Origin of the sequence: Hydrogenophaga sp. (assembly GCF_048549895.1) — a bacterium.
In the GTDB taxonomy this organism is placed as follows: Bacteria; Pseudomonadota; Gammaproteobacteria; order Burkholderiales; family Burkholderiaceae_C; genus Hydrogenophaga.
Window position 1 is genome coordinate 1 of sequence record NZ_JBLYYB010000252.1, and the last position, 11401, is coordinate 11401.

At 67.1% G+C, this 11401-nt stretch carries 17 protein-coding genes; 9 read left to right on the forward strand and 8 right to left on the reverse strand.

Annotation, left to right across the window (positions count from 1 at the left end):
- The 3 genes from ACN4F8_RS22700 to ACN4F8_RS22710 form a co-directional block, all read right to left on the reverse strand.
- Positions 1 to 233 (reverse strand): hypothetical protein (locus tag ACN4F8_RS22700; protein ID WP_419475649.1); only part of this gene is annotated, 233 nt, incomplete at its 3' end.
- Between the two features lie 9 nt (positions 234 to 242).
- Positions 243 to 392, reverse strand: a complete 150-nt coding sequence (locus tag ACN4F8_RS22705) for a hypothetical protein (RefSeq protein WP_419475650.1) — start codon at positions 390 to 392, stop codon at positions 243 to 245.
- A 49-nt stretch (positions 393 to 441) separates the two neighbouring features.
- A complete protein-coding gene (locus ACN4F8_RS22710; RefSeq protein WP_419475651.1) occupies positions 442 to 675 on the reverse strand; it encodes a hypothetical protein in 234 nt (77 codons plus the stop codon).
- A 175-nt stretch (positions 676 to 850) separates the two neighbouring features.
- Here ACN4F8_RS22710 and ACN4F8_RS22715 point away from each other — a divergent pair, with 175 nt between their 5' ends.
- A complete protein-coding gene (locus ACN4F8_RS22715; protein ID WP_419475652.1) occupies positions 851 to 1567 on the forward strand; it encodes a formylglycine-generating enzyme family protein in 717 nt (238 codons plus the stop codon).
- 11 nt (positions 1568 to 1578) lie between these two features.
- Here the strand turns inward: ACN4F8_RS22715 and ACN4F8_RS22720 are convergent, their stop codons facing one another.
- Positions 1579 to 2175 carry a methyltransferase domain-containing protein gene (locus ACN4F8_RS22720; protein ID WP_419475653.1) on the reverse strand — a complete coding sequence of 199 codons (597 nt, stop codon included), beginning with the start codon at positions 2173 to 2175 and terminating at the stop codon, positions 1579 to 1581.
- Between the two features lie 113 nt (positions 2176 to 2288).
- Here ACN4F8_RS22720 and ACN4F8_RS22725 point away from each other — a divergent pair, with 113 nt between their 5' ends.
- From ACN4F8_RS22725 to ACN4F8_RS22735, 3 genes are read left to right on the forward strand one after another with little or no spacing between them, the layout of a single operon-like run.
- Complete coding sequence (locus tag ACN4F8_RS22725) at positions 2289 to 2750, forward strand: rhodanese-like domain-containing protein (RefSeq protein WP_419475654.1); 462 nt, start codon at positions 2289 to 2291, stop codon at positions 2748 to 2750.
- A 20-nt stretch (positions 2751 to 2770) separates the two neighbouring features.
- Positions 2771 to 3745: an MBL fold metallo-hydrolase gene (locus tag ACN4F8_RS22730; RefSeq protein ID WP_419475655.1), complete on the forward strand. Its 975-nt coding sequence runs from the start codon at positions 2771 to 2773 to the stop codon at positions 3743 to 3745.
- 16 nt (positions 3746 to 3761) lie between these two features.
- Positions 3762 to 4946: a putative sulfate/molybdate transporter gene (locus tag ACN4F8_RS22735; protein WP_419475656.1), complete on the forward strand. Its 1185-nt coding sequence runs from the start codon at positions 3762 to 3764 to the stop codon at positions 4944 to 4946.
- 23 nt (positions 4947 to 4969) lie between these two features.
- Here ACN4F8_RS22735 and ACN4F8_RS22740 read toward each other — a convergent pair whose 3' ends face one another.
- The 3 genes from ACN4F8_RS22740 to ACN4F8_RS22750 form a co-directional block, all read right to left on the reverse strand.
- Complete coding sequence (locus ACN4F8_RS22740) at positions 4970 to 5278, reverse strand: c-type cytochrome (protein ID WP_419475657.1); 309 nt, start codon at positions 5276 to 5278, stop codon at positions 4970 to 4972.
- A gap of 80 nt (positions 5279 to 5358) precedes the next feature.
- Positions 5359 to 6639 carry a PQQ-dependent sugar dehydrogenase gene (locus ACN4F8_RS22745; RefSeq protein WP_419475658.1) on the reverse strand — a complete coding sequence of 427 codons (1281 nt, stop codon included), beginning with the start codon at positions 6637 to 6639 and terminating at the stop codon, positions 5359 to 5361.
- 156 nt (positions 6640 to 6795) lie between these two features.
- Positions 6796 to 7461: a cation transporter gene (locus tag ACN4F8_RS22750; protein WP_419475659.1), complete on the reverse strand. Its 666-nt coding sequence runs from the start codon at positions 7459 to 7461 to the stop codon at positions 6796 to 6798.
- A gap of 80 nt (positions 7462 to 7541) precedes the next feature.
- Here ACN4F8_RS22750 and ACN4F8_RS22755 point away from each other — a divergent pair, with 80 nt between their 5' ends.
- The 5 genes from ACN4F8_RS22755 (at position 7542) to ACN4F8_RS22775 (ending at position 11019) form a co-directional block, all read left to right on the forward strand.
- Entirely contained in the window at positions 7542 to 7967 is a 426-nt protein-coding gene (locus ACN4F8_RS22755) for a Cd(II)/Pb(II)-responsive transcriptional regulator (RefSeq protein WP_419475660.1), read from the forward strand.
- Positions 7968 to 8004: 37 nt separating this feature from the next.
- Complete coding sequence (locus ACN4F8_RS22760) at positions 8005 to 8373, forward strand: hypothetical protein (protein ID WP_419475661.1); 369 nt, start codon at positions 8005 to 8007, stop codon at positions 8371 to 8373.
- Between the two features lie 63 nt (positions 8374 to 8436).
- Entirely contained in the window at positions 8437 to 9174 is a 738-nt protein-coding gene (locus ACN4F8_RS22765; protein ID WP_419475662.1) for a HupE/UreJ family protein, read from the forward strand.
- A 20-nt stretch (positions 9175 to 9194) separates the two neighbouring features.
- On the forward strand, positions 9195 to 9818 hold the full coding sequence (locus tag ACN4F8_RS22770; protein WP_419475663.1) for a transmembrane anchor protein: 624 nt from the start codon (positions 9195 to 9197) through the stop codon (positions 9816 to 9818).
- A 148-nt stretch (positions 9819 to 9966) separates the two neighbouring features.
- Complete coding sequence (locus ACN4F8_RS22775) at positions 9967 to 11019, forward strand: EamA family transporter (RefSeq protein ID WP_419475664.1); 1053 nt, start codon at positions 9967 to 9969, stop codon at positions 11017 to 11019.
- A gap of 8 nt (positions 11020 to 11027) precedes the next feature.
- Here the strand turns inward: ACN4F8_RS22775 and ACN4F8_RS22780 are convergent.
- Positions 11028 to 11401 (reverse strand): YqhA family protein (locus tag ACN4F8_RS22780; protein ID WP_419475665.1); only part of this gene is annotated, 374 nt, incomplete at its 5' end.

Sequence of the window (11401 nt, forward strand, 5' to 3'; positions counted from 1 at the left end):
GCGGGCGCGACACAACTCTGGACGCTCTTGCAGGGCTGACCCGTGCGCTCAAAGGTGGCCAGGTCGTTGCAGCAATCGTCCATGGTCTCGGCCAGGGGCTCTGCCATCTCGCCAGCTTCGTCCGCCATGGCCATCATGTCCTGCATGGGGCATGGTGACGCTGGCACCTGCCACGCCGCGAACCCCTGCAGGGGCAGCAGCAAACACAGGACGAGGACGAGCAGGCGGCGCATGGGCGGATTCTAGGGTGCACGGCTCATCCGCGCTCGATACCAGGCTTCCCGGATCGACGCCGCCCGCAGGCGCAGCGCGTTGCCGATCACCGAGGCCACCGAGAGCGCGCGGGCCGTGGCGATGCAGCGCAGGTCGCCTTTGACCAGGGTGAGTGGCAAGGTGTACGAGAAGCGTCGCTGGAAATGTAGACGGAGCCGGGGGCAGCGCTCACCGGACAGGCGGCGCGGTCATGCCGCAATCCATGGCTTTCATGTGTTCGGCCATCAGCGCCTGGCGTTCTTCGGGTGTTTTGGCGTTTTTCACCTTGTCGTGCATGGCCTGCATCGCCGGCGTCGAATGCATGTGTTCCATCGCGGCCATGCCGTGGGAACCGCGGGGGCCTGCGCAGGCGGCCAGCAGCGCGAGGGTGGACAGTGCGGCAAAGGTTTTGAGTGCGATCATCGTGTTCTCCTGCATGGGACATTCCCAAGAGCACCAGCATGCGCGCACACGGCGACGACGGGTTGCGCCAGATCAAGGAATGGTCGCGAAGCGCCGACCACCTGACCACGGGCGCGGGGGCTTTCGCGCGATGGTCGATGCGAACCACGTCGGGCCAAACGGATCACAACCGATCATGAAACACGCACAGCACCTTCTCCCACCGTTTTTCGCCCTCTGCAGCCTCGTGGCCGGGTCGGCCTGGAGTCAATCCGCAACACCGACAGACCGCGTGCGACTGAACAACTTCGCGATCGACCGCACCGAGGTCACCATCGCGCAGTTCGACCGCTTTGCCCAGGCCACATCCACCGTCACACGCGCGCAAACCGAAGGCGGTGGTTTTGAGTTTGACGGCGGCTGGCAGCGCAGGCCGGGCTGGACCTGGCGCACGCCCGACGGCGTGGCGCCCGCCTCTGCGAACCTGCCCGCCGTGCACCTCACACACGCCGAAGCCGCAGCCTATTGCCGCTGGGTCGGTGGCCGACTGCCCACCGCAGCCGAGTGGCTGAGCGCAGCCTTCACCGAACAGCGCGCCGCACCACCCGCACCGTGGCAGCGCGGCACCATCTACCCCTGGCCCACCGGCCACAGCCCGCAAGGCGCCAACACCAGCGACACCGACCGCTGGCCCCGCGCTGCACCCGCCGGCGAAACGGCGGCCGGCGTCAACGGCCTGCACGACATGGGCGCCAACGTCTGGGAATGGGTGAGCGACGCCCAGGGCAACGAGCGCCGCACCATGGGCGGCTCGTGGTGGTACGGCGCCTCACAGATGAAGGCCGACGTGGTGGCCTGGAAGCCGGCCGATTTTTACGCGGTCTACATCGGCTTTCGCTGCGTGCACGGCTGAGGCCTCGACGGTCAGGGCTTGCGCGCAACGATGGTCGCGAACGACTTCACCGTGTTGCCGGGTGCCGCAAAGTCCTGGTACCTGGCATCGATGATTTCCCAGCCAGCAAAACGGGTCTGCAGAAAGTCTCGGGGAAACAGGCAGTGCGTGCTGGGGTCGAACATGTCCATGTAGGTCGTGCCTTCCACCAACACGTTCACCACCGCCGTGCCGCCCGGCACCAGGTGCGCCTGCAGGTCGCCCAGGGCCCGGTGTGCACTGGCGCAATCCAGAAACATGAGCAGGCCGATGGAGACGATGACGTCGAACTCCCCGCTCAGGCGGTGGCGGGCCAGGTCGGCCACCTGCGCCTGCACCGCAAGGCCCTCGGTGGCCGCCGCTTGGTGCAGGTGTGCAATGGCCACCTCGCTGGCGTCGAGCGCGAGCACCGAACAGCCCTGGCGCGCGGCGGCCAGGGTCAGGTTGCCCATGCCGCAACCGAAGTCGAGCACGCGGCCGCGCAGGTGCGGCAACGCGGCCTGCTCGAACGGGTTGAGCGCCGATTCGGCCCGGTGGATCTGCCGCTCGAACTGGCGCTCGAAAAAGTCAACGCTGTGGTTGCTGCTCATGGAGACCTCGCACATCGGGTGTCGGGAGTCCGGTGCCGCACAAGTTCCCGACGGTTCAAAATCGGCTCACAATATCAGTGCTTGCTAATTTACTTCCAAATAACGGAGACCACATGCACCCCCGCCACATCGCCCTCGCGGTGCTCAGCACCCTCGCCCTGCTCGGCCCCACCACCGCCCTGGCCGACAAGGCCGCCGCCATCGACGAGATGGAGGCCTATCTGGAGTTTGTGGACTACGGCGGCGGCGTGATCTTTGCCGAGCAGATCCCCAAAGACGACTGGAAAAAATTCGTGTTGATCGACGCGCGCGACGCCGGGCAGTTTGCCAAAGGGCACATTCCGGGCGCCATCAACATGGACTGGCGCCAGGTGCTGGCCAAACGCGCGTCGATCCCCAAGGACAAACCGGTGCTGATCTACTGCAACACCGGCTCGCTGTCGGCACAAGCCGGTTTTGCGCTGCGCGTGGCGGGCTGGGACAACCTGCGCATCTTGCAGGGCGGCATGGAAGAGTGGAAGGCCAAAGGCGGCTTTGATGCCGCCAGCCGCGCCACGCCGGCCGCCAAACACTGAAGCTTTGCGAAGGAGCGCCCATGTTCTCGACCCCAACCACCTTGCGCCACTGGCTGGTCTGCACGTTTGCACTGGGCCTGGCCGCCCTGGGTCTGTGCGCCTCGGCGCAAACCACACCCGACATGCAGCCGCAAAAGGTCGGCCTCAACACCTGGTACGTGCAAGGCCTGGCCGCGCTCGGCTCGCCGGCCAACCAGAACTTCATCAGCAACGCCGGCTTTGTGGTGGCGCCCCAAGGTGTGGTGGTGATCGACGCGTTGGGTTCGCCCGCACTCGCACGCCGGCTGGTGCAGAAAATTGGCGAGATCACGCCCAAGCCCATCACCCATGTGCTGGTGACGCACTACCACGCCGACCACATCTACGGCCTGCAGGTGTTCAAGGAACTGGGGGCGCAGATCGTGGCGCAGCAGGACGCGCGCACCTACCTGAATTCGGACACGGCCGCGCAGCGCCTGGTTGCTTCGCGCAGCGAACTCGCGCCCTGGGTGGACGACAACACCCGCCTGGTGCCGGCCGACCGCTGGCTCACCGACTCCACCACGCTGGAGCTGGCGGGCACGCGCTTTGTGGTGGAGCGCGTGGGCCCCTCGCACACGCCGGAAGACCTGGCCATCCATGTGCCGAGCGAGCGCGTGCTGTTTGCGGGCGACCTCATGTTCGCCGGGCGCCTGCCGTTTGTGGGCCAGGCCGACAGCAACCAGTGGATCAATTCGCTGGACCGCCTGCTGCGCTTTGACGTGGCGGTGGTCGTGCCCGGCCACGGCGCCGCGTCCACCGAGCCGCGCCAGGACATGGTGGTGATGCGCGACTACCTCACCTATTTGCGCAGCACCATGGGCAAGGCGGCCAAAGAGCTGGTGCCGTTTGAAGAGGCCTACAACGCCACCGACTGGAGCCGCTTCGAGCCCATGCCCATGTTCCGTTTTGCCAACCGCATGAACGCCTACAACACCTACCTGCTGATGGAGAAGGAAAGCCTGGGCGGGCGCTGAGCCAGCCGCTGCGGCCATGCCGCAGAATCGCCGGGTGACCCCCACCGACGAACTCGACGACATCCACACCCTGCCCTCCGCCACCTGGCGCGGCGACCTCGGCGGCGCGCTCGGCGACCTGGGCACCCTGCTGCCGTTTCTGGTCGGCTTCATCGTGCTGGCTGGCGTGCACCCCACGTCCATCTTGCTGGCCTTTGGCCTGAGCCTCATCGTGGTGGGCTGGCGCCTGGGCATTCCCTTCCCGGTGCAACCCATGAAAGCCGTGGGCGCGGCGGCCCTGGCCAGCGCCGTGGTCGGTGGGCAGGCCATGCCGGCCGTGCTCGCGCTGGCCGCGCTGATCACCGGTGTGTTCTGGCTCATCGCCGCGTGGAGCGGCCTGGCGCGCTGGCTGGCCCGCCACGTGTCGCGCGACGTGATCCACGGCGTGGTGCTGGGCCTGGGCATCGCGCTCATCGTGGCCGGGCTGCGCCGCATCGAGAGTGATGCGGTGCTGGGCGCGGTGTCGGTGGTGCTGGCGCTGGTGTTGCTCGGCCGGGGTGGCTGGCTCACCATGCCCATGCTCATGGCCGTGGGCTGGGCGGTGGGCAGCTGGCGCCAGCCCGAGCTGCTGCAAGCGCTGGCCAGCGCACCGTGGGCACTGCACCTGCCCGCGCCGCAGTGGCCCGCCTTCAACCAGCCCGGCGTGTGGCTCGCCGCCATCGGCCTGGCCGCCGCGCAAATACCACTGACTTTCGGCAACGCCATCCTCGGCATCGTGGCCGAAACCCGCCGCCTGTTCCCCGCTGTGGCGTTGGACGAAAACCGCGCCGCGCGCGGCACCGGCCTCATGAACCTGCTGGCTGGCGGCCTGGGCGCACCGCCCATGTGCTTTGGCGCCGGCGGCATGGCCGCGCAAGTGGCCTGCGGTGCCCGCACCGGCCGCGCGCCCATCGTTCTGGGCAGCGTGTTGCTGCTCGCGGGCCTGTTCGCCAGCAGCCAGCTCACCGCCCTGCTGGGCCTGCTGCCCGCCGGCACCCTGGGCGCCATGCTCTTCGTGGCCGGTTTCTCGCTCACCATCGGCACCGCTGGCAGTTCGCGCGACAAGGAAGCCCGCGCCGTGCTGCTCACCACCGCCGCTGTGTCGGTGTGGAACGCGGGAGTGGGTGTGGTGGTCGGGGTGGCGCTGGAGGCGGGGTTGCGGGCGCGGGTGCTGCGGATCTGAATCCGCAGGCGCTCAAGGCCGGTTCACTTGAGCCCGAGAATCCAGCGCGCCAGCGTCAACGATTCGTCTTCGGACACCTGACTTTGGGGCGGCATCGGAACCTGACCCCAGACGCCGACACTGCCCTCCCGGATCTTCTTGGCCAACATCACGTCGGCGCTTGTGTCGTCGGCGTATTTGGCCGCGACGCTCTTGAACGAAGGACCCAGCGTGTTCCGGTCAATCCGGTGGCAGGCAAAACAATTTTTGGTCTTGTAGAACTCGTCGTCCGCCAGCGCGGTGCCTGCGGGCAGCACCGTGGCCAGAGCCGACAGGAGCAGGATGGTTTTCATGGTGGGGAGTTGCCTGAAGGTTCGTGGGGACCCGCTGGCCCCCACGAACGATGGTCACGAAGACCGGGTGTGGTGAGCCCTCAGTTGGGCGTCAGCCGCGAGATGTTTCCCTCGTCATTGGCCACATAGAGGTTGCCATCGGGCCCCTGCACGAGCGAGCGGAACCGCACGGCGGGCATCGGCAGGTTCACCGTGGTGCGCGTGGCAGACGCTCCGTCACGCGAGATGTCCAGCACGTCCAGGCGGTTGCCCACCGGTGTGCCGTGGATGCCGATGCCGCCAAAGCCCACCACCATCCGGCCGTTCCACGCCTTCCATTGCGGTCCGCTCAGGAAGGTGGCACCGAACATGCCTTGTGAGAGACCATCGTTGTTCCAGGCCGGCTTCATGGCCGCCGGGTAGGTCTTGGTGTCGGTCATCGGCATGAAGGCGGCGCGCTGCCTGGGGTCCATGGCGCCCATCTGGTTGGGGCTGTAGCCGCAGTAGTTGTCCGGGCAGGCACCCCGCCCGCCCACGTTGGGGCGCGGATCCCAGCCTGCGTTGCCTCCGGGCACCAGGGCCGTGACCTCGTCGCTGTGCCAAGGTCCGTTTTCAGCGGTGTACGCCTGGTTGGTGCCGGGCCGGAAGGTGATGCCCTGGGGATTGCGGTGGCCGTAGGTGTAGACGCGGGGGTCGAAGCCTGCCGGCGCACCGTTGTTGGGGGCGGCCTTGCCGTCGCGGTCGATGCGCAGCACCTTGCCGCCGATCAGCGTGGGGCTTTGCGGCACCACACCGTTGTGCGTGTCGCCGGTGGTCACGTAGAGGAAGCCATCACCGGGATTGAAGCGGAGTCGGCCGCCGTTGTGTGCGCCGGGGCCACCGAACGGATGGTCGCTGGCGCGCGGCTTGTACTGGATGTCGGCAACGATATCGGTGCGGTCGGACACGGCGGTCATGCCGTCATTGACCTTCAGACGCATCACGCGGTTGGTGCCGGGTGCCGTGAGGCTCGATGTTGAATACACGTAGATGTAGCGGTTGCTCGCGAAGCTCGGATCCACAGCGACGCCAGCCATGCCGGCCTGGCCTTCGCAGAACAGGTCGTTGGCGTTCGAGGCATAGCCCTTGGCGTCCTTCATGCCCAGCAGTTTCACCACCGCACCGTCGGGTTTTCGTGCCGACAGACCGAGGCATTTTTCGGTGAAGAACATGGTGCCGTCCGCCAGGAACGCCATGTCCCACGGGCTGTCCAGTTTGGTCAGGACAACCGTGTGCGACAGCGTGGGGACAGCGAGAGGAGGTCCGCTCGACGTGGTGACGCCGGACGGTGTTGCGCACGCAGCAAGCGCGCAGGGAAGCGCAGCGATCAATAGCCGGTTCATTGCTTGTCTCCTTGGTGGTTGTGTGCTTTTCTCGCCCCTCGCGAAAAGGAGCGCAATCATGCTATTCCCGCCATTCCGGGACTGTCAAGCGGGGTCGAAGTACGCCGCCAGGCGCGCGTGTGGCGGCTCGCAGGGGATGGTGAAGTGCCCAGTTGCTCAGGGACGTTCATGGGGCTCTGATGAACCGGCGTATTTCGCAGCGTCTGCACCCAGCTCCCCGCGCGCCTGCCGCATCACCGTCCACCCGCCATGCAGCGCCAGCGCCGCCATGAGGCTGGCCACCGCGAGATCGGGCCAGGCGGAGCCGGTGCCGAACACGCCGAGTGCGGCCATGAACACCGCCACGTTGCCGATGGCGTCGTTGCGCGAGCACAGCCACACGCTGCGCATGTTAGCGTCGCCTTCGCGAAACGCGTAAAGCATCCATGCCACGGCCACGTTGGCCACCAGCGCCAGCAGCGCCACCGCGCCCATGGTCGTGGCCTGCGGCACGCCGCCATACAACACCGACCACACCGCAGCGCCCAGCACATACAGGCCAAAGCCCATCATGCTCACCGCCTTGAGCATGGCCGCGCGGGCGCGCCAGGCCAGGGCAGACGCCAGCACCGCGAGCGACACGGCGTAGTTGAGTGCGTCTCCAGCAAAGTCCACCGCGTCGGCCAGGAGCGAGAGTGAGCCGGCCTGCACGCCGGCGCCGATCTCGATGAAGAACATCACCGCATTGACGATCAGGGCAATCCACAGGATCTTGCGGTAGCGCGGCAGGTTGACGATGGCATCGACCTTGGGGGTGTCGTGGTCGCAGCAATGGGCGGACATGGTTTTTCCTTTCAACGCCTGCATTGGAAACCCTGGAGTCGCTACAGTGTCAATCACTTCTTTGAACGAGGGTTTTCGAGATGCAGATCAAGGAACTGGCCCGAGCCACGGGCGTGGATGTTGAAACGATCCGCTACTACGAAAAACAGGGTCTCCTGCCCGAGCCGGCGCGGCGCGACAACGGCTACCGCGACTACGCGGCCGAGCACCTGGAGCGCCTGTCCTTCATCCGCCACTGCCGCGCGCTGGACATGCCGCTGGCCGATGTGAGCCGGCTGCTGGGTTTTGTGGAGGCGCCGCTGGCCGATTGCCACGACGTGGACCTGCTGGTGGACGAGCAACTGGCGCGGGTGCGCGCGCGGCTCAAGATCATGCGGGCGCTGGAGAAACAACTGCTGCAGTTGCGGGCGCGCTGCTCGGGCACGCACCAAGGACACTGCGGCATTCTGGACGAGCTGGTGTCGGCCGCGCACGGTGAAGCGTGCGCCTGCCACGGGGTACCATGACGGCCCATTCATCCACACCCGGACAGCCCTGCACACCATGACCTTGCGCGCCGCTCTGCCTGCGAGACCCACCGGGCTCACGCGCGGCCTCTGGTGGCTGGTGTTGCTGGCGTTGGTCGTTGGCACCGTGCTGGCGGCCGTGGGCAACGTGAGGTCGCATGGCCTGGCGGAGCTGGCAGCGGTGCATCCAGACGCGCATTCGCATTTGGATGCGCACGACCCGAGCGACATCGACACGGCAGCGGACCACGCCCACCACGGCGACGATCACTCGCACGACAAAGCCCACGCATTGCCAGACGCCTGGGGCAGCGTGGCGGCCCGGTCACCGAGCTGGCTGAGCACACCACGGCCATGGGCCGAACTGGTGGAGGCGTTCCGGCTGGAACGCCCACCCATGGTCTGAAAGACGGTTTGTCTTTGCGCTGCCTGGTGCAGCGATTTCTTTTCTCAGACCAATGGAGTCTTCATGCACAGCATTCTTCAAGACAGGCTGCCACGTTCGCCATGGGCGATCGGGCCCAGGCACCTGTTGCTTTTATCGGCGCTCTTCCTTTCGCTGTTTCTCGGGACCGGTGAGGCCCTGGCCCATGCGGTGACCGAGGGCGACAAGGGCTACATCCAGGAGATTTCCGGCGTCAATCTGCTGCCCTTCATGTACCTGGGGGCCAAGCACATGATGACCGGCTACGACCACCTGCTGTTCCTGTTCGGGGTGATCTTCTTCCTGTACCGGCTCTCGCACATTGGCCTCTATGTGAGCCTGTTTGCGCTCGGTCACTCCACCACCATGATCCTGGGCGTTTACTTCAACGTCGGGATCAACAGCTACCTGATCGACGCGATCATCGGCCTCTCGGTGGTCTACAAGGCGCTCGACAACCTCGGCGCTTTCCAGCGTTGGCTGGGGTTTCAGCCCGACACGCGTGCCGCCACGCTGGTGTTCGGCCTGTTCCACGGCTTCGGCCTGGCCACCAAGATCCTGGAGTACGAGATCTCGCCCGATGGCCTGGTGCCCAACCTGCTGGCGTTCAACGTCGGCGTGGAGATCGGGCAGTTGCTGGCGCTCGCCGCCATCCTGATCGCCATGGGCCACTGGCGGCGCACACCCGGCTTTGCGCGCCACGCCTACACCGCCAACGTCGCCATGATGAGCGCGGGCTTCGTTCTGGTGGGCATGCAGCTCACCGGTTACTTCGTATCGTGAACACCCCGGACATACCAACCATGTACAACAGCCACACCCCATTGCCTGAAGACCTGCCATCGTCCCGGCAACTGCTTCGCTCCACCTTGCTGGCCGTCATCTCGGCCGCCGTCCTGCTCATCACCGTGGTGCTGCCCGCCGAGTACGGCATCGACCCCACCGGTGTGGGTCGTGTTCTGCGCCTGACCGAGATGGGCGAGATCAAACAGCAACTGGCCGCAGAGGCCGAAGCAGACGCCGCAGCGCCACCCGCTGCGGCGGCGCCGGCACCCGCCGCCAAGGCAACGCCCCAAACGCCAGCGCCCGTCGTCGAGGCGGCGCAGGCAGCGCCCTGGCGCGACGAGATGCGCGTGACGCTCACCCCCGGCGAAGGCGCTGAAATCAAACTGCGCATGCGCGAAGGTGACAAGGCCGAATACAGCTGGGTGGTGGAAGGCGGCGCGGTCAACTTCGACACGCACGGCGACGGCGGTGGCCGCTCCATCAGCTACGAGAAGGGGCGCGGCGTGCCCGCCGACGACGGCGCCCTGGTCGCGGCCTTCACCGGCAACCACGGCTGGTACTGGCGCAACCGGGGTCAGGCCGACGTGACGCTGGTCTTGCGCACGCGCGGCACCTACAGCGACATCAAGCGAGCGATCTGACGATCGCTGCGGCGTTCGACCTGGCCAGCGATGTGTGCTTTTTGTGCCGGCAGAGTCCTCCGGTGAAAGACCCGGAGCATCGCCACAGAGGTGCCACAAAGTCGGTGCGCCGGCATACGCTTGGCGCCTCAGCTCACCGCTCAACACCATGACCCTCACCCCGCCCTCTCCCGCCCTGCGCGGCGGCCTGCTTGCGCTGGTGGCGGCGCTGCTGTTTGGCCTGAGCACGCCGCTGGTGCAGCGCTTCGGCCTTGGCGTGGGGCCGTTCACCACCGCCGCCCTGCTGTATGCGGGCGCGGCGCTGGCGGCCCTGCTGCTGCGCCGGCCCACACAGCGCGAGGCACAGCTGCGCCGCACCGACCTGCCCCGCCTGCTGGCCATGGCGGCAAGTGGCGCAGTGGTCGGGCCGGTGGCGCTGGCCTGGGGCCTGCAGCGCACCAGCGGGTCGAGCGCTTCGCTCATGCTCACGTGTGAGGCGGTGTTCACCGCCGTGCTGGCCTGGCGCTGGTTTGGCGAAACCATGGACCGCCGCGTGATCGGCGCCGTGCTGCTGCTGCTGGCCGGGGGCGCGCTGCTGGTGGTGGAACAAGGCCTGGCGGGCCAGGTGCAACTGCTCGGCTTGCTGGCCGTGGCGCTGGCCACCGCCGCCTGGGGTGTGGACAACACCCTCTCGCGCGGCGTGGCCGACCGCGACCCCGGCCAGGTGGTGTGGGCCAAGGCGCTGCTGGGCACCACGGCCACGGCAGCGCTGGCCCTCATGGCGCGCGAAGCCCTGCCCGGCTGGACGAACGCGCTGGCCTTGCTGGCCGTGGGCGCCACCGGCTATGGCCTGAGCCTGCGCTTCTATCTGCTGGCGCAGCGCACCTTTGGCGCGGCGCGCACCGGCTCGGTGTTTGCGTTTGCCCCGTTCATCGGCGCGGCAGGCGCCTTCGCGCTGGGCGAGCGCTCGGGCAGCGCGCTCATGGCGGTGGGAGGTGGGCTCATGGTGCTCGGTGTGCTGCTGCACCTGATGGAGCGCCACAGCCACGCGCACATGCACGAGGCACTGGAGCACGAACACGCCCATTCACACGACGACGGGCACCACCTGCACACGCACCAGTCCTTGCCACACGGCACCCACAGCCACTGGCACCAGCACGCCCCAACGCAGCACGAGCACCCGCATGTGCCCGACGCGCACCACCTGCACCGGCACTGAGCCGGCGATCAGGCGCTTTTGCGGTTTTCGCTGATCCAGTCGGACGCTGCGAACAGAAGGCCCGAGATCACGAAGGTGAGGTGGATCGCGATCTTCCAGCCGATCTGCTCACCGGTGAGCGTGGTGCTCACCAGAAACGCCTTGAGCAGCTCCACGGCCGAGATCGCCACGATGGCGCCGATCAGCTTCATCTTGAGGTCGGAGAAGCCGACTTTGCCCATCCACCCCGGCCGGTCTTCGTGGTCGCCAATGCTCAGCTTGGAGACGAAGTTCTCGTACCCGCTGAACACGATGATGAGCAGCAGCACCGCGATGAGCGCGGTGTCCACCAGCGTGAGGATGGAGATGATCGCGTCGTGCTCGTACAGCCCCAGCACGCCCA